This is a genomic window from Nocardia sp. NPDC023852, assembly GCF_040639505.1.
GTDB lineage: Bacteria > Actinomycetota > Actinomycetes > Mycobacteriales > Mycobacteriaceae > Nocardia.
Genome location: NZ_JBFAAB010000036.1, coordinates 26,803 through 44,043 on the forward strand (window position 1 = coordinate 26,803; position 17,241 = coordinate 44,043).

General features: G+C 63.0%; 17 protein-coding genes and 3 pseudogenes. 10 read left to right on the top strand and 10 right to left on the bottom strand.

Annotation, left to right across the window (positions count from 1 at the left end; translation table 11 throughout):
• Nucleotides 1-142: 142 nt before the first annotated feature.
• Nucleotides 143-553, bottom strand: coding sequence for a hypothetical protein (locus AB0H00_RS29340; RefSeq protein WP_357272615.1), 411 nt, complete (start codon nucleotides 551-553; stop codon nucleotides 143-145).
• Nucleotides 554-639: 86 nt separating this feature from the next.
• Here AB0H00_RS29340 and AB0H00_RS29345 point away from each other — a divergent pair, with 86 nt between their 5' ends.
• Nucleotides 640-2,652, top strand: a complete 2,013-nt coding sequence (locus AB0H00_RS29345) for a polyprenyl synthetase family protein (RefSeq protein ID WP_357272617.1) — start codon at nucleotides 640-642, stop codon at nucleotides 2,650-2,652.
• 166 nt (nucleotides 2,653-2,818) lie between these two features.
• Here AB0H00_RS29345 and AB0H00_RS29350 read toward each other — a convergent pair whose 3' ends face one another.
• The 3 genes and pseudogenes from AB0H00_RS29350 to AB0H00_RS29360 form a co-directional block, all read right to left on the bottom strand.
• Nucleotides 2,819-3,895: a zinc-binding dehydrogenase gene (locus tag AB0H00_RS29350; protein WP_357272619.1), complete on the bottom strand. Its 1,077-nt coding sequence runs from the start codon at nucleotides 3,893-3,895 to the stop codon at nucleotides 2,819-2,821.
• Between the two features lie 138 nt (nucleotides 3,896-4,033).
• A pseudogene (locus tag AB0H00_RS29355) lies at nucleotides 4,034-4,183 on the bottom strand (PPOX class F420-dependent oxidoreductase); the annotation flags it as partial.
• 15 nt (nucleotides 4,184-4,198) lie between these two features.
• A complete protein-coding gene (locus AB0H00_RS29360) occupies nucleotides 4,199-4,582 on the bottom strand; it encodes an MmcQ/YjbR family DNA-binding protein (protein ID WP_357272621.1) in 384 nt (127 codons plus the stop codon).
• A gap of 398 nt (nucleotides 4,583-4,980) precedes the next feature.
• Here AB0H00_RS29360 and AB0H00_RS29365 point away from each other — a divergent pair, with 398 nt between their 5' ends.
• Entirely contained in the window at nucleotides 4,981-5,847 is an 867-nt protein-coding gene (locus AB0H00_RS29365) for an AraC family transcriptional regulator (RefSeq protein ID WP_357272622.1), read from the top strand.
• 73 nt (nucleotides 5,848-5,920) lie between these two features.
• Here AB0H00_RS29365 and AB0H00_RS29370 read toward each other — a convergent pair whose 3' ends face one another.
• Nucleotides 5,921-6,085, bottom strand: a complete 165-nt coding sequence (locus AB0H00_RS29370; protein WP_357272650.1) for a hypothetical protein — start codon at nucleotides 6,083-6,085, stop codon at nucleotides 5,921-5,923.
• Nucleotides 6,059-6,406 (bottom strand): annotated as a pseudogene (locus AB0H00_RS29375) (transposase); the annotation flags it as partial. The gene AB0H00_RS29370 and the pseudogene AB0H00_RS29375, both read right to left, overlap by 27 nt.
• 108 nt (nucleotides 6,407-6,514) lie before the next feature.
• Between AB0H00_RS29375 and AB0H00_RS29380 the strand changes: the two are divergent.
• From AB0H00_RS29380 to AB0H00_RS29395, 4 genes are all read left to right on the top strand, one after another.
• Nucleotides 6,515-6,673, top strand: coding sequence for a hypothetical protein (locus AB0H00_RS29380; RefSeq protein ID WP_357272625.1), 159 nt, complete (start codon nucleotides 6,515-6,517; stop codon nucleotides 6,671-6,673).
• 775 nt (nucleotides 6,674-7,448) lie between these two features.
• Nucleotides 7,449-9,644: a hypothetical protein gene (locus AB0H00_RS29385; protein WP_357272627.1), complete on the top strand. Its 2,196-nt coding sequence runs from the start codon at nucleotides 7,449-7,451 to the stop codon at nucleotides 9,642-9,644.
• An 11-nt stretch (nucleotides 9,645-9,655) separates the two neighbouring features.
• Complete coding sequence (locus tag AB0H00_RS29390; protein ID WP_357272629.1) at nucleotides 9,656-10,981, top strand: hypothetical protein; 1,326 nt, start codon at nucleotides 9,656-9,658, stop codon at nucleotides 10,979-10,981.
• Nucleotides 10,982-10,983: 2 nt separating this feature from the next.
• A complete protein-coding gene (locus AB0H00_RS29395; protein WP_357272631.1) occupies nucleotides 10,984-11,751 on the top strand; it encodes a hypothetical protein in 768 nt (255 codons plus the stop codon).
• Nucleotides 11,752-12,563: 812 nt separating this feature from the next.
• Here AB0H00_RS29395 and AB0H00_RS29400 read toward each other — a convergent pair.
• Complete coding sequence (locus AB0H00_RS29400) at nucleotides 12,564-13,289, bottom strand: transposase family protein (protein WP_357272632.1); 726 nt, start codon at nucleotides 13,287-13,289, stop codon at nucleotides 12,564-12,566.
• Here AB0H00_RS29400 and AB0H00_RS29405 point away from each other — a divergent pair.
• Nucleotides 13,230-13,457, top strand: a complete 228-nt coding sequence (locus AB0H00_RS29405) for a hypothetical protein (RefSeq protein ID WP_357272652.1) — start codon at nucleotides 13,230-13,232, stop codon at nucleotides 13,455-13,457. The genes AB0H00_RS29400 and AB0H00_RS29405 overlap by 60 nt on opposite strands.
• A 277-nt stretch (nucleotides 13,458-13,734) precedes the next feature.
• Entirely contained in the window at nucleotides 13,735-14,352 is a 618-nt protein-coding gene (locus AB0H00_RS29410; protein WP_357272635.1) for a hypothetical protein, read from the top strand.
• A gap of 239 nt (nucleotides 14,353-14,591) precedes the next feature.
• On the opposite strand, the gene AB0H00_RS29415 is transcribed toward AB0H00_RS29410, so the two are convergent.
• Together AB0H00_RS29415 and AB0H00_RS29420 are read right to left on the bottom strand one after the other, a co-directional pair.
• Nucleotides 14,592-14,957 (bottom strand): hypothetical protein, encoded by a 366-nt coding sequence (locus AB0H00_RS29415; RefSeq protein ID WP_357272637.1) that lies wholly within the window; start codon nucleotides 14,955-14,957, stop codon nucleotides 14,592-14,594.
• A gap of 28 nt (nucleotides 14,958-14,985) precedes the next feature.
• Nucleotides 14,986-15,387, bottom strand: coding sequence for a hypothetical protein (locus AB0H00_RS29420; RefSeq protein ID WP_357272639.1), 402 nt, complete (start codon nucleotides 15,385-15,387; stop codon nucleotides 14,986-14,988).
• A 178-nt stretch (nucleotides 15,388-15,565) separates the two neighbouring features.
• Here AB0H00_RS29420 and AB0H00_RS29425 point away from each other — a divergent pair, with 178 nt between their 5' ends.
• Both AB0H00_RS29425 and AB0H00_RS29430 read left to right on the top strand, forming a co-directional pair.
• Nucleotides 15,566-16,462: a hypothetical protein gene (locus AB0H00_RS29425; RefSeq protein ID WP_357272641.1), complete on the top strand. Its 897-nt coding sequence runs from the start codon at nucleotides 15,566-15,568 to the stop codon at nucleotides 16,460-16,462.
• 57 nt (nucleotides 16,463-16,519) lie between these two features.
• A pseudogene (locus tag AB0H00_RS29430) lies at nucleotides 16,520-16,753 on the top strand (hypothetical protein); the annotation flags it as partial.
• 158 nt (nucleotides 16,754-16,911) lie between these two features.
• On the opposite strand, the gene AB0H00_RS29435 reads toward AB0H00_RS29430, so the two are convergent.
• On the bottom strand, nucleotides 16,912-17,241 hold a 330-nt coding region (locus AB0H00_RS29435), incomplete at its 5' end, for a hypothetical protein (RefSeq protein WP_357272654.1).

Sequence of the window (17,241 nt, forward strand, 5' to 3'; positions counted from 1 at the left end):
GATGGTCGACCTGGATCGACTGGGTGTCAATGACTCTCGCCGTTTACTGCCGGTGCAGCGGTGTCTCGCCGAACCGTGCGACCAGTGGGTCCGGCCGTCGCGTCGATACGTGCTTCGAAGCAGGTGCGTAGCCCTTGCGGTGTCATGATTTCGGCTCTGTGCTCGGCCGCCATCTTCTACATCGACGAGCGGAGGTTGCGAAGATGGGGTGGTCGCTGCCGTTGGTCAGGACCGCCTGCTCGGCGGGTTTGCCGCGGCGCAGATAAGGGGCGGGCTTGGCCTTGATCACCTCCAGTGGGACATGAAGAGCGATCTGACCATTGACGCGACGGTAACGGCCGGTCTGCTTCGTGTCGTTGTGTTGGACGGTGATCTCGTAGCCGAGGAACCGTGCCGCGCCTGTGTGGGCATGGGTGACCAGCGGTTTCTCCTGGGACAGTTCCAGTTTGAGGTCATCACGGGCCCGGCGACGTCGATCGGGAAGGTGCTCGCCCCAACGGCACCCATCGACCGATATCACCTTTGTGACGGAGACGTCGAAATTGGCTGACATCAATACATTCCGCGCCAGGGTGGTGTCAAATTCCACTGATCAACGGTGTGTGTAGATGACCGATGTACCCAGTCAGGAGTGCCCGCGTGCCACGTGAAATCGATTCGGCTGTCTTCCCGCATCTGGATGCGGACCTGGACCGCGTCCGTGCCGTTCTCGGACCCGTGCAGTTGCCGGGCAGGCCCGAGCTGACCGCGCTCACAGATGAAGGGCCCGACACCTCTCGCCGCCTGGTGCGCCCCACGTTGACGTTGCTGTCGTACTACCTGCTCACTGATCCCACGGTCCCGGCCGACGATCGGGTGGTGCGCGCCGCCGCTGCCGTGGAGTTGCTGCATCTGGGTTCGCTTTACCACGACGACGTCGTCGATCACGCCTATGAGCGTCGCGGCCGTCCCAGTTCCAACGTGGTGTGGGGATCGCATATGGCCGTATTGGGCGGGGACTCCGTGATACTCACGAGCGTGCGCATGCTGGCCGAACTCGGCCCGCGCGAAGTTCTCGCGGGGGCGATCGCGGGTGAGCGGATGTGCGCGGGCATGGTGATCGAGGCCGCTGATCAGTATGTGGCCTCTCGCAGTGAGCAGTCCTACCTGGATGCGATCGACGGCAAGACGGCGGCGGTGCTTTCGCTGGCGTGCCGGGTGGGTGCGATGCAGGCCGGCTGCTCCGAGGAGCAGGAAGAGGCGTTGGCGCTGTTCGGCCGCCACTTCGGGCTGGCCTACCAGCTGTATGACGACATTCTCGATTTGACCTCGACCGCCGAAGAGATGGGCAAGCCCGTCAACGCGGATCTGCCCGAGGGCATCTACACCCTTCCCGCGATACGCGCCGCTGCCCGTGACCAGGACCTTGCCCGCCTGCTACACAGAGCAACAACGCGTGAGCAAGCCGCACGCGCCCGCGAGCTCGTCATCGCCTCCGGCGCCATGGACGAAGCACAGGCGGTCGCCGAAGAATTCATGGACCAGGCCGCCGGTCACCTCGCCGCTTTGCCCGTCGACCGGCGCATCCGCCATGCAATGAGCACCTACGCCAAATCCATACTCGACAGGCGAACTCCTGATCCCGCGGCCCCCTCGCAGGCGACACAACCACCTCGAGCCCACGGTGATGGGCTCCCGCCGCATCTCACGCAATGGTTTAGGAGCTGGCTGGTAGACACCGGCCTTGCCCTCACCCCTGCCGAGACCGACTACCACCGGTGGATAGGAGCGATCCGGAGCCTGGCACACATCATGACACCAGCAGCGGACGTGGCCCAAGAGCAGGCCGCCCTCGCCATTGCCGTGCTGGACCTTGTGTGGGACGACCTCTTCGATGATCCGCAGCTGAACGACCCGGAAGCCGTCACCGCGTTGAGGCGTGGCATGGTGGCAACACTGCGCCAAGACCCAGAGAAACCGTGGCGGCCCGGCGCGATCCCGACGGCCTGGGCAAGTTTATGGCCGCGCCTGTGCGAGGGCCGCACCGCCCGCTGGCAGGAGCGGTTCCTCGACAACCTCGAGGAGTGGTACGAAGCCTGCGAACGCGAAGCGCACCATCGCATCAACGGCTACATCCCGCCCACAGCCGACTACCTGCCGCTGCGGATGTCGACCAGTGGGTACGAAATCGCCATCGCCGGCCTGGAGGTGTACCACGACCGGGAACTGCCCTCGACGCTGCGCCACCACCCCGTGATCCGCCGTCTCGAGGAACTCGCCTTCTGGGTGGGCTTCGTGGAGAACGACGTGGTGGGATTGGATCAGGACGAGGCCGACCAAGTCCCCTACAACCTGGTGAGGATGGTCCGTCACGAGACCGGGTGCACCCGCGGCGAAGCCGTCGAGCAGGTGCAGCGCCAATTGGCGGAACATCGCGCCCAGCTCGAGGCACTGAACCGCTACATCCCCGCGCTGCTGCGCGTGCTTCCCGGCCTGTCGGGCCAGGGGAAGGACTATGCGGAGTTGTACGGGAACATGGCCAACATAGTGCTCTGGGGCCATGAGAGCGATCGGTATGAGCAAACCCCCACTTCCGCGGCGCCGGACTTGGAACGCTTGCGCCGTGAGATCTACTACTACCCGGCCGACGAACCGGCTCCTACCGCGCCGTAACCACGCAGCCGGCAAAGCAGGGTGTCCCCGCGATCGACCGTGGTAGTCGCGGGGGACGATTTCAGGAAGGTTACGCTTCCAGCCGGGGTATTCGACGCAGCTCATACCGCAACCAGGGGAGTCTCGCGTTCCAGGAATGACTCGATTCTCTTCTGCAGGAGCAGTGTCAATCGAGTACGACCACGTGCTTGCCCGGGACCGCACCGGACTCCAGGCTGGTCTGCGCTTCTCGCACACTTTCGAGGCCACGGTAGGTCTTCGCGATGGTGACCTTCAGCCGGCCCTCGGCGATGGCCTGAAGCTGGCGCTGGAATGCTTCGGCGGGCAGGTCGGTGGCGGCGCCGCCGTAGGCGGTCAGCCGTACCCCGTTCGGGATATACCCGAGGGGGCTGAAGTCCTGGATGGTCCACGTGTCCGACAGCGCGCCGGTGAAGCAGACCGTGCCGTGGGCGCAGACTGACCGCAGTGTGTCCTGCAGATCCCGCGTGCCGGTCAGCTCCAGTGCCGCGTCGACCCCGTCCGGACAGACTTCCCGCACGGTGCCGGCGATCGTTCCGTCGTCGATAATCGGGTGGTCGACGCCGAAGGCGCGTAGCATCCGTGCGCGTTCGGGGCGGCGGGTGGTGGAGAGAACGGTGGCTCCCAGGTCCTTCGCCATCGCCGCCGCGGTAAGCCCGACCGTCGAGGTTCCGCCGCGGATCAGCAGTGTCTGTCCGGCACGGAGATCTAGTCCGGTGCTGAGGGAGCCGTAGGCGGTCTGGAACATCTCCGGGAGTGCTCCGAGGGTCTCCCACGGCAGCTCCGAGTCGAACGGAATGATCTGATCAACGGGAACCAGGGTGTACTGCGCGTACGCTCCGTCGAACGAGCGCCCCATCCCGCCCATCATGGTGGCCACCTGCTGGGCGGCGTGCAGGCCGCTGCAGGACGGTGCTTCGTCGACCACGCCGACGCATTCGATGCCGGGCACGCGGGGCAGCGTCACATCCGGGGCGGAAAGTCCTTTACGGGTGGTGACTTCGGATTCGTTGACTCCGAACGCCTTGACCTCGATACGCACCCATCCGGGCCTGACCCGCGGCAACGGCACGTCCTTGACGACGAGCCTGTTCACGTCGCCGGGCTCGGAAAGTACGACGGCCCGCATCGTCGGAGACTTATCCTCGGTGGTCCCCGCGGGTCTGCCTGCGTGTGCGCCCTCGGCGCCGGGCGTCTGCCGTTTGTGGCCGGGTGTCTCTTCCATGGCGATTCCTCCGATGTCCTTCAGGGTGCGCGGCCGCAGCCGGTCGGCTAGCGGGCGTGCGAATCGTCGTCGAACAGGGACAGCGTTTTTCTTCGTGCTTCATGGACGTGTCAGTGGCTCCAGGCGGGCGGCTGCTCGTCAGTCGGTGATGCCGCTGTAGGCGATGACCTTGGTGGGGTGTGGGCGGACGACGAGTCGCCGGGGACCGGCATTGCGCCTGCCGAAGTCCTGGGCCAGGTCCGCGCCCATGTACCGGGCGCCCGCCTGGGTCGCGACGTCGAGGAGTTCGAGGCATGACGCGGGTCAACCGCGGCGGCCGTAGGTGTGCGGGTCGACAAGCTGCCGGGACTTGGGGAGCCGGCCGACCACCAGACGGTAGGACTCGGTCACCAGCTCCCTGACCAGCCTCTCGCCGATCGCGTCCCCGCCCTCCACCGTGATCCAGTGCTTCTTGTTCATGTGGTAGCCGGGGGTGATGTTCTCATGCTGCTCGCGCAGGGCCTTGGCCTCGGCTGGGTCCGACTTGAGGATCACGACGGGGCGTCCGGGAACCTCGGTCATCAGCATGAAGACCTTGCCGCGCACCTTGAAGACCTCCCAGTCAGGGCCGAAGGGGTGCTCCAGGCCGGCCCCGGGCAGTTCCTCGGCGTAGTCTGCCGCAGTCTTCAGCAACGTCTCTCCGTCCAAGGTGGTCAACTCCTCGATCGATGTCAGTGTCTGTTCCTCGCGATGTAGGGTCCGGCCCGTCGAAAACGGCGGTGGCCCGTTGCGGTGCCGGTGGCCGCCGCCGCAAGGAATGTCCGAGCCTGCCGGGACGCTCGTTGCCGGTGGGAATCACTTCTGCGGAGACTTTTCTTTATCCCAGGCACGCAGTCGCGGGCCTCCTCACCATCTTTTCCTCGAGATCGACAATTCGGCTGGTACATTGCGGACATGTGATGGTCAGCAGCAGACATTCTTCGAGTTCGGGGCGGCGTTCCTCCTCCATCTCATCCTCGCAGCCCCTTTTCATCGCATCTGCCGAGCCGGTTTCCGTCCCGCTGTATGGCTTCCAGCCGCCGGTCGCCACCCCGTACGGCTTGGAGGTGACCACGGTCGAGGACTTCCACGCCCACCATGACGACTGGCCGTGGAATCCCCCTCGTCCGGGCAGGGCTACCTTCCACTACCTGATCCTGGTTACCGAGGGTGCCCTGCGGCACGACGTCGATCACGTCACGCGCACTGTGGCTCCCGGCCAGTGGCTGTGGGTGCGTGCCGGGCACGTGCAGTGCTGGCACGATCCCAGCACCGCCCGCGGCCCCTTTGTTCTGTTCGAGCCGGAGGTGCTCCGGCCCGAGACCGCCCGCCTGCTGGCTCCCCTCACCTCGCACGACGCCCCCGCCGTCCTGACCCCGCATCCCGACGATGTCCCCTGGCTGGAACAGACGGCGTTCCAACTCCTCGACGAACACCGCGCGCTCGGACGCCGCTCGCTCGCGGCCCACCACGCCCTGCGATGCAGCCTCCTCGAAACCCTGTTGGTGCGCCTCGCCCACTCGCCAGGTACCTCGGGCCCTCCGACTGACGCTGCAATCGGCTCCTCGGGCAGCAGTCCCCACACCGGCACCACCACCGGGCGCCGCCACACCTACGAACGATTTGTCGACGCCCTGGAACTGCACTTCCGTGAGCTGCACCGGGTCGACGACTACGCCCAGATGCTCGGCTGCTCGGTGCGTACTCTCAGTCGCGCCGCCCAGGCCGCCACCGGCAAGAGAGCACGGGAAATCGTCAACGAACGGCAGCTGCTCGAAGCGCGCCGCCTCCTCGGCCACTCCCGGTGGACCGCCCACGCGGTCGCCGCCCACCTCGGCTTCGCCGACGCGGCCAACTTCGGCCGCTTCTTCCGCCACCACACCGGCCTCACCCCCGCCGCCTACCGGGCTCGTCAGACCGCTCCCGATTCCTGACTCACCAGGCGCACACGCTAGGCCCAGGTGCCGCCTCGAGCCCTAAGCCGTCGAGCTCACCGCGGACGGTCGGCTACAACTGCCGGGCAGGCGCGACACACCGTGTCGACGCCTGCCGAAGCACGATCGCATCCTGAACCGACCTCGCCGGCACCGTGATCGCGCGGGCCAACTGCCTGTCCACAGGCAGCGTGCGGTGCGCCTGCGCGTTGGTGCGCAGGATGTCGGCCAAAGGCATCGCGTCGACGTGATCAGATGTCGCCAGCGTCTGCCAATAGCTCCAGTAGCGATGCGGCGCATCGACAGACCGGACAGGTAGGCCACGTCGTTGCCGCAGACTCGGCGACGGTGACCGGCAGGGCGCCGATGGTGCTGGGTTGGTGGACCACGATCAGCCGCGGCCAATGGGTGGCGAGCTTGTCGAAAACCGTTCGTAGCCATGCTTCACGTTGGGTAATGCCTTGTCGTACAACCCGTTGCCGCCGGTGTCGAGAACGACCGCGTGATGTCCACCTTTACCTACGTCAACGCCGCAGAACACGGCATACGCCTGTACCACTTCGCAGTTCCGTAGCTGGTGGGACCCGCACAGTGGGGCCGACGGCACAGGAAGTACACACGCGCCGGGCGGATACGGCCGGCCACAGCGTCCATGAAGGGATATGGGATGAGCGTCAACAAGGAAGAGGTCGGCAAGACCCTCCTCGAGCTGGAGCTCCGTGCGTGGAACGCCACCGAGGCCTACCGGCTGATCGGCGGTGAGTGGCGCATCGTGCACTCCAACTGGGCGTTCCCCCAGACCGCGGAAGGCGCGATCGCATCCTGACCCTCTCCGGTAGCAGTACCTGTCGACGAATATGGCTGGGAAGGGCCACTTCAACAACATCGATTCCGTCGGCACGTAATGTCGCGGCTTGATGTTGAGCGCCTCACCGGCGACCGGTAGGCACCGACCGGTCGGCTGCCTGGCAGGTGTCGAAGAGTTCAGCTTTCGGCTTGCAGCACAGTCTATTTCGGTGACGAGACCGTGTCCGAGTTGGTAGAGTAGTTCCCGTCACCGTGGCAACACAATCGCAGAGTTCCTGCTGGCATTTGCCGATGTTGGCAGACGGTCACCGTCGAAGATGCGCGCGGTGTCGATGGGGTAGAGCCGTCGATGTCGTTCGGCCGGTAGTGCATCCGCTGTAGTCGATCTGTCTTCTGGGCTGCTCGCGCGAGTGGAGCGAGTGGAGATCGGTGGCAGCACGGTCGGTTTCGACGAGACCGTATGCGTCCGATTGTCCGCGGCAGGCCAGTCGGTGGCTGTGCGGTCCTGGGATCCTCGCCGAATGGCAGCCGTTCGCCGCTGGTAAGGAGGTGCCGAGCTCTCTTTGGAGTCAATGAGCTGTTGATACGTGGCCGTCTTCTGATCGTATTCAGAAGACGTGATGAATTACGTGGATTCAAGTTCGGCGAAGGTCGACGCAATAAAACTTATCCGACGTGGTGACATGGGCGATTATGACATGCGAATCGAATATCTGTGCCGCACGGCTGTGGTCGTGGGTCGATTCGCTTCGGCGAGTACGCGATCGACTGGCTATGGAAAGGTGTGATGTAGGGTGAATACAGGGCAAACGGATCGCGTCCAGGAAGCTCCCGAGCAAGGAGACGGCGAGGGCGCTCTGGCGTGGCCGGCGGCGAATGTGCCCAGTTCGGATGCCAGGAGTACGCGATATGTGACGCGTCGGGCGACGAGTTTCGAACCGTCACGTACATATCAGCAGTCGCTTCAGTTCGAGCTCATCGAGGAAGTGGCGACACCGAACACGCCTGAACGAGGGCGTGCTGTTCGTATCAGCACTCGTGGCACGGTGCTCGATACCGCCCGCCTACGCCGACCATTCGTGGACGGCCGGTGGGCGATGCACTCCATTCTCGCAGGACGGTTCACGCCGGACGGCCTGAAAAACAGCCATGTACTCGGGAACGACTATTTGAAAGATAACGGTTACATTCTCGACAATTTTGCGATGACCATTCAACCGGCGACTCCGTCCGCAGATTCGGGAGTGCAGTTCAGTAAGGATTGGATCCTCGGTGACTACTCACCGATCACCCACAACCAGGCCGAGACTGTCAGTACTTCGACAACGATCGGCGCAAGTGTGGGTTTCTTCGGCGACGTCCCCACGGCAGGGTTGAGTTACGCCTACACAAGCGGTGCATCGTGGACACTCAAGGACTACCAGTTGGTGGCTGCCGGTGGCACAACAGGGGACGGCCCGTGGGTTTCCTGGTCGATCAAGCGCAGTAAAGACGATACCGATCCGGACATAGCTCATTCTGCGCTGTCTCCGCATTTCGAGGCTGTGTTCCATCTGGGGTCGAGCGCGGCAACCGAGCGTTTTTCGGCGTTCAATGTTTTGACGACAGTCACCGTCGATAAAGCGACGGAGGAGGTCATCAATTTTCCGCTGGACTATCTGTCGTTCGGCTGGTTGATTCCGAACCGATACAAGCAGATTAAAGTCACTCACCATTACCCCTGTCCGATGCAGTTCGTGCAATCGTATGTGATCGACTGGGATCGGGGGACCGTCAACACAATAGGCGCAGACATCAAGAAAAACGCCGAAGATCTTGCAGAGATTTTGGCTGAGGAGTTTTCCAGTTATGAACCATATCTGGCAGTAGTTGCCACAACGCCGATGCCGGAGGAACTTCACGATCCACCCGCGATGGTAAAAGTTGTCGACTATTTCCGGCAAAAGGAAAATGACGGAGATGGTCACGACATCGGAAGGATGTTCGAGCTGCCGGTGGACGAGTTGGCCGGGGCCACACCTTTGCCGAACCGCCGCGGGCGGTTCCGGTATCGCGGGGAGTCCCCGGTGGGCACGCTGGTGATTCCTGCGACGGGCGAAGAAGGAGACAAGAGTGCGGAGATCGCGATCCCGACCGAACGGCTCGGCCAATACTACGACGGCTTCAGCATCGACGGTATCAATATTACCCAATACGAGTGGATTCGTCCTCGCCGTTCGGTGATCGTCGATCACGACGTCGCCAAATGGTGCGCGGTGTGGATCGCCCCGCGTGGCTTCCGTGGCGGTGTGTGCAGCATACCGTCATCAGGCCCCGGCGGACTCGCCCAAATGTACGTATCCGACCTGCGGCTACCCGAAGTACCCGACGCGATCATTGGCTACTACAAAGGACCGGCAAACCCCCCCGCCCGGTCCTTCGCGTTGTGGCGAGACTGCATATACACCCTAACTCCACGCATGCGGTCCGGTGACACTGTCCCACAGCTGAGTCTGGAAAACCCGAACCGGCTGCCCACTTTCCCCGACCTGCCGATAAACCGAGACGTGGACTGCGCCTTCAGTTTCTACGAAACCGACACCAAGACAACGATAGTCGTTACCACAAAAGACACCACCGTTCTCACCTGGACCTTAAGGGAGGACGGGAATCTCATTTTCATCGACGGTGACAACAACATCAAGATAAACCTCCCCGGGGTGATCACCGCTCTCGACGGCAGGCTCGACGCGGTCATTCCGGTTGCCGGCCGCGAAAGGCACTGGTATGCCTTCGGCGGTCGCATGGTGGCTGAGATCGATCAGCACGGCAACCGGATCGGGCAGCTCAAACCCTTCGAGCGGGTCGTCGCTGACCCGCTTTTTTTCCAGGGACAACTGAGCCCGGACTATCTGATCGACGCCTACGGCCAGGTCAGCGTCGAGAAGGAAGGGCAGCCCAGCGTGTACGACCTAGTCCTCCATACCCCGTCCAGCTATATACCAGCCTGAGGGGTGGACGCATGTCAGACACATCACCCACAGACACCACGCTGTGGTTCGGCCGCCGCCCCGAATCGCGAACCGATATCACCGTGACCGTTCGCGATCTCGGCAACGGTATCGCCCTCCTCGACCGTGACGTCGCCGATCTACTGCACTTGCTCCGTATGGACGTCGGCAGTGACATTTATCGGAGGCTTCTCAATCGCAGATACCATCACCGACGCAGGAAACGAGCTCCATCGTGGCCGGGGAAGGTTGGATTCGAAAACTACGGCCAAACGTTACTGGCGATGTTGGCCGACGACCTTCACAGCGGCGGGACTTCGTCCGCGAAGAAGCTGGTCGAATCGTTCTCGAAGTTCACGCCGATCCCCGAGGGGTTCAACCTGTCGACATTGGACACCTACGATCCGACCGGGTTTCGCGACCAGTGGAAGCGCGACCCGGTCACCGGATGCAACCTCCAGATCCTCGAGCTTCCGCCCGGCGACGGTAAATCCTACGGCGAAGACAGCGGTATTCGCATCATCATCGCCAACGGCGGCGACGACATCGCCAATACCGGCGTTATCCCCGCGGATCGCGTCTGTGCCCGTGATTGCCGCGGGACCTGGTCCATTGTCTCACTTCCGCACGGTTTGCTCCTGGAAACCGAGGGTCGCATCATCCGCCCGGACATCATGCTCGGCACCCTGCTCCGAACCGCCGCCGGTCTGCAATCGGGAAGTTACGACGACATCATCGTGGAACTTCCCATCAGAACAGGGACCCGAAAACGGTATACCCGTGATACCGCACTGTCGTATCTCACCTCATTCGAGATCCTGGGAAACCAGAGCGCGTTGAACTATTACAATCAAGGAAACAGGCACACCGCATGTGATCAGTCACCCACACCGCTACCCGTCACGCGGATTGCGCACGAAGTAGCCGAGAAATTCAATGACATCCTGCGAAACGTCACGCCCGAGCAAAAACGGACAGATCCCGGTCTCGCCGGTCTAATTCACCGAGCCACCCAGCTACCCGCCGTGCGATCCGAAACGGCTGACATCAACGAAACCCTCCTGAGTACTGAGCGCGGACTCACTCCTCGTATCTCACCAGCGTTCTCATCTGGACTGAGCTGGATCTATCAACTCCGACTTCTCGACGATCCTCGCCGGCTGACCAAAACAATCCTCGAAGCGCCGCAACGCTCCGGGCTGCGCGGCAGCCTACTGACAGGTCGGGAGCTGGTGTGGAAGAAGGCCGTCGAACCTATCGTCGGAAACATACCCGATGCACAGGAGTACATGAACGACAACATAATCGGTCTCACGGCAACCGGAGCCACACTCTGAAAGTGCACACCATGCCATCAAACTTGCATCAAGTACGAGCCCGAAAAGCCGAACTCCGCCGGCACAGCATGCCCCCCATCCTAGAAGACCCCGAACCCGAGCAGGCCGAACAAGGTCTGCCACCTAGAGATTTCGAACTCGTCAGGAATCTCGGACATAGAATCGAGCCCCTCCTCACCTATTTCGAGCAACACGCCGATGAAATCAGAGAAAATCGAAGACTCCTCGCCGAGCTACCCTTCGACATCGCCGCGCCGATAGATTTCGACGAGCGCACCATGCCGAAAACTTCCGACATCGCGGTAATCGGAAGGCTGTCAGGCACCGAGAAGTTGAGAGGAGAGCCGGGATACAACATCCTCTGGGTGAATGATTGGTCACTGTTCCTCAACCACCGATGGGTCCACGAAGCAATCGATACCGGCCAAATCGTGTTGGTCACCTCCGATCCGGCAACGCAATTCTATGACACTCCATCCGACGATAGCCAACCGCCGGACACACCATGGGGTCGAACAACGGTTTTCGCCAGAGAGTTTCGCAAATTCGAAGCTTCAGGCTACCGATATGTCGAACACGAAAATCGCAGATTCCTCATCCCGCCCAGGCCAGAGTCATACGCAACCGACGAACCGGATCCGAGCTCACCAACCACGTCCGCCGACTTGGACGCGGCTATGCGCGCCGGAACTGAGCACCCCGCCAACGACTATCTCTGGGCTCACCTCCCCGGCTTCGGCACAGGCCCGGCATGGGACCTGTTGAGCTGACGGCGATTCGACGCAGCGTCCGGCAATGACCCGTAAGCTGCGGCGAGGCAGCCACAAACGGATCACCAACACATGCCACCACGCTGATCCGCCTACGGCCTTCACACTCCAGTGGCTCCTCTGGAGTGGCTGTTGACCAGGCGGCGGCGGCCCGGTGGTCGAGGACTGGGTCACCGCCAGCGTCCTGCAAATCCTCACCGGCCACACCGGCCAGGCCGCCGACGCAATCGAAACCGAAGCCACCTACCTCGCTCCGGAACAGCGCGAAAGGCGCCGCCGCCATCGGCTACTTGCGTGGGCACATCGAAAACCTCCACTACGGCATCGCTCTGGCCAACGGCTGGCCGATCGCCACCGGCCTGATCGAAGGCGCAGCCCGGCACCTGATCGTCGACCGGCTCGAATCGGCGGTGCCAGAAGGGGTTATGGCCGTCGTACCATCACCGCAAAGGCCAGGCGAGCCCGCGGCCGAACCCAGCAAAATGGCACGGTAATCTGAAAAAGAAGACCGCCCTTCTTGTACTCGTCTCGGTCTGCGGTAGCCGCCCGACGAGGATGCGGTTCGAATCGACGCGCAGCGGGGCTCGGGCGGCTTGCCTGCCCGCGGTCGGTAGTTCGGTGAGGGCGAGCCCACGTAGCCGCACGTTGGGTTCTGTGAGCAGGACCGCAGCAGCGCGAACGCTTGTTGCTCGCCGATCCCGTACACCAAGCATCAGCATGCCTTTGGGCTGCTCGATCACCTCGCGACCGGCCTCGAACGCGAACCGATCGGCATCGTCGGCGGTCGGGGCTGGTCAATGTCCACCCCACCCCTACTCGAGGTGGGGCGTGCAGAAAACGTCTACCGGGAAGTAGGAAACTCTGTATCGCAGGATGTAGACATTGTGTAATATCCGATATATAGTCGCTGTCGTTGGAGATGAGATGTCTGGTTGGCCGGGCAGGTGAACTGCACCGGAAGCAAGATCCACCATCCCCTCCGGCGGAGAAGAGAACCCGGTGCAGTCGGCCGGACCGCCGGAGGGGATGACGAAATGACGCAGGCCTGACCGGCAGCCCAGGAGGTGGTCGCTGAACAGCTCTTCCCAGATTCCGCGTCCCGGGCTGTGGCCGGGTGCGGTGCCCGAGGTTGGCTCTACCGGCCGATCGACGGTATTGACGTGAAAACCCCCTCGATCCCAGGCCTCGGTGCACAACGCGCCGGGGCCTGTCGGCGTAGAACCCACTTGCTCAGCGAAAGTTGTTTCGCTGCATTCGGAGTTGTCGCAGAACAACCCGCGGACCTGCAACCTGATCACGACCTCCCGGCTGGTGATCGAGGTATCCGACAACCGCTGCTGATACCGGCTGTCGACACGGCCTGACATCGTCCCGCACTCGGGGCAGCCGACGGGATCGCCGCCGGTGGCGGCCTCGATCCGCACTGTTGAGCCCGCCGCGCGGATCAGCTCGATTCGAAGACCGTCCAGATGCGGAACATGTTCAGCACCTGGAAACCGGAAACCAACCCAGCACTGACCATCGGCGACACCGCCCACGGCGTCATCATCCGCTCACGCGTCGTCGAGAAATTGCAGGACTGCCCGGTGCCGGTGCTCGCTATCGGAGGCGACGACGACCACGCAGGCCACTCCGCAGCCCTCGAACAGCCCGAGGCAGTCGCGCGGTATCTCGACGAGCACTTCGCCCTCACCGAGGGAGTCTGAGCGGACAGGGACAGATGGACACCCTCGCTCCACGGCGGACACGCCCGCTGCTGCTGATGATGTCGTTCTCGGTTGCGATCTCTTCGGGGATTAGCAGGGAAGCGGATTGCAGCAGCTTGGGGGACGTCATGCGCTGATTCTGAACCAGGAGATCGCTAATCGATGCGAATGCGAATCTGCTCTGAGTCTGTGGTGTTGGGGGTACACCGAATTTGCCACCGCATAAGGTCTGACTCGGTCCGCCCATCGGGGGCAGCTGAGTGGAGGGATTCGAAGCATGAAGTTCGACAAGATCACTGCTGCCGTTTTCATGGCCGTCTCGGCCATTGGAATCACTGCGGCAACCGCCCATGCAGAGCTGGCCGTAACGGAGCAGCCGACTGCGGTGACTACAGCGGACACGACTTCCGGTGTAGATCACGGAATCAATTACCAGATCACCGTTTCGCCAGTCGACAAGGCCATTATTACCACCGTCGAGAACGGCAAGTTCGAGATCGCGCAGAACGGTGCGGTGGTGCTCGAGTCCGGCGACGGAGCGGCGGTGACCGAAGTGCCGCACCAGTACGCCGTCGACGGGCTTTCAATCGCGATTGCGCAGCAGATCGGTGCGGACGGCCGCACCCTGACGCTGACACCAACCCTGACGGCAGAAGATCTTACGCAACTAAAGGACATCAGCTCCTACGACCGGCTCGAGGAGCAGGTCAACAAGAACCTGCCTGGCGTCGTCGGCGGTGCCATCGTGGGCGGCCTTCTCGGGGCGTGTCTTTTTTTGATATGGGGGATCAGCATCCCCGCCGGTGCGCTGATCGGTGGAATTGTCGGCGGATACGCGCAGGGCGGCCCGGAGTTCCTCGACGCCGTACTGGCGTTCGCCACCGGCCAGCCGTGATCACGGGCAAGTGGAATAGCATGTGTACGGACAGCGGCGGCGACGGTCACGAAAGCTCCACCGTTCGCCGGGATCTGACCGGGAAACGTCCGCAGATCCGGGTTCACCACACCTCGGGCGGATTTGGTGAATCACGGGACTCCCAGAAACCGGCCAGCCGACCTGATCGACGAAGGACGGATGCCAGGCTGAGGTGCGGGTCGGTGGGTCGCCCGGCATTGTGCGCGAGAAACTCCGGCCTACAGCTCCGCCATCAGTGGAACCGCATCCTCGATCGCGGCGGCCTCGTGTGCGAGTAGAACGTCGCCGCCTTGCGTCGTGACGATCGGCGTGTAGGGGTCCTCGAAAAATTCTTCGCCGAGCAATTCGCGCAGCACCGCGACCCCGCAGAAGGGGACATAGTGTGGGCTGTATCCGCCCTCTTGAACGAACCCGATCCGGCCCCCGCACACGTCGGCGGCCGTTTCCAGCATGCGACGAGTGAGCTTCTGGAAGCCTCCGCTGGTGACCATCTGCCGTGCCAACGGGTCGAGGATGCTTGCGTCGAAGCCGGACGCGACGATGACGAGCTGGGGCTGGAAGGCGCGTAGCGCCGGCTCGACCACACGATCGATGGCGTGGAGATAGGCGGCGTCACCGCTGCCCGGTGGCAGCGGGACGGTCGATGCCGAGAACGGATTTCTCGTAGGCGGCAGCGACCGACACATTGTTGAAGACGCAGAATCCCATGCCGGTCGCACGGGTCGCGTGGTGTCCAGGCGGATTGACCAGCGCATAACCGTTGTCGACGGTGCCTGCCACAATATGTTTGACGAGTTCGATCGCACCACCGGCCGACAGCATCGCGATGTCGTACCCGCCCTTGCCGAATGGCGAGGTACCGTCACTGGCATCCCCACCTTTCGGTTGAATGCTTTCGGACTTGATCCGCGCCAGATGCTGTGACGTGTGCACACGCAGGATATCCGCCTCGAGCTCATCAGCCACCATTCGGCCTGCCACCGGTTGTGAAACGCTCGCGGTCGTTGATTTCATCGATCCCACGATTACGTTGAAAGGGCTCCTGAGAAGAACGCTGCCTGCGATGCGGAGTCACCGTGGTATCGGGGCGACAGTGTCGATCGACCGATCTTCAGCTCCTGGTGATGCGGCCGCGGCGGCCGTGTCTCCAAACCATCTTCGAACTGGATACGGAGAGAGTGAGGAAGATAGCGTGCAACTGAATTTCCGCAAGGAGCGTCGTCGTTTCCGCCGTGTAGTCGTGGCACGGGTTATGGGCAGGGCGCTGGCCACGGCGGTAACAGCCCCGTTGATGCTCGCGGCTGCGGCGGCCGTTCCTGGCGCCGGTCCCGCCGCTGCGGACACCTCGGCGGACACCCTGTACATCGCCGAAAACGGCAACGGTCGAGTGGTTTCGGTGCCAGCGGCGGGCGGCACACCCACCGCGGTGGCTTCCGGCCTGAACGAGCATCGTCCGTACGGGGTTGCGCATTCCGGTGCCACCCTCTATGTCGCCGAAAAAGGTAGTCACGCGATCATTTCGGTGCCGACGTCCGGTGGCACACCGACCCCGCTGAACATTCCCGGCCTGGTGGACCCGGTGGGTATTGCCGCTTCGGACACCACTCTGTTCATCATCGAGAGCGCTGGTGACGTTGTTTCGGTGCCGACGTCCGGCGGCATACCCACCATCCTGGCCTCAGGGTTACCCAACCCGCAGGGCATCGCTGTTTCCGGCAGCACCCTCTACATCACCGGAAACGCCGCCGGTGGCATCGTGACTTCGCTGCCGACCTCCGGCGGCACACCCACCACCGTCGCCACCGGCCTGCCCAACCCGACAGGTATCGCTATTTCGGGGACCACTCTGTACGTCACCGGAAGTATCGACAACGTCACCGGAAGCACCGGCACGGTCGTCTCCCTGCCGGCCATCGGGGGCCCACCCATCACCTTGGCCACAGTGAATGTTCCTGTGGGTATCGCCGTTTCCGGAACTACCCTGTACATCACCGAGAGGAGCGGCAACGTGGTTTCCCTGCCGACCATGGGCGGCGCACCCACCACCATCGCCACCGGGTTGAGCGGTCCTGCAGGTATAGCTGTGTAACTTGTCGGCTCGGGTGTCTGTCCACCGATTCTCGCTGCGAAAGTAGATCCCACGCGTATGGCAACCCACCGGAGACGATCGTGCAGCACGCCTGGCATCCGCGGGCAGCAGCGAATCCGCTTCCAACCGCACTTCCGTTGCCGGGGGTGCACCGGTTGTTCATCTGCTGTGCGCTGGCCCGGACGTGCGGAGAGGAGGTTCGAACAACACGGTTGGGCGCTGCTGGTCGGCAACGGCCACATCAACCAGCAGATCGTCACCGAACTGTTCCTCAGCGCGGCGACGGTCGAATACCACCTTCGCGAAATCTTCCGGCAGCTCGATGTCATCTCCCGTCATAAGCTGCGCAACCGGGCCATGGACCGGCCCGACTGGGAGGGACACCGAAGGGCCGCCCCGCCCGGCTCGGATCAGCAAGTTTTCTCTGACAAAGACGCTGAGCGTCGTGGTCATGTCGGAATCTCCGATTGTCCCGGATCGCAACGGATCTGCTCGGCAGGATGGTTTTGCTCAGTCGGTCGCCGACGCGACAGCGTGATGGTCGGGTCGTGGTCGGCGTCGAGGGCATCGAGGTGGGCGAGCACATAAGGGACGGTGACTTTGTCGAATCCGCCCGGGACATCGAGCACCGGGTGCACATTCACTTCGAAGACCACCCCGCCGTGGTGCGGGACCAGGTCGACTCCGCCGAAAGGTAGTCCGACCGCGGCGGTCGCGGTGATCGCCAGATCGAGCAGCTCACGCGGGAGCGCGTCGGCGGGTAGTACGGTCGAGACCGC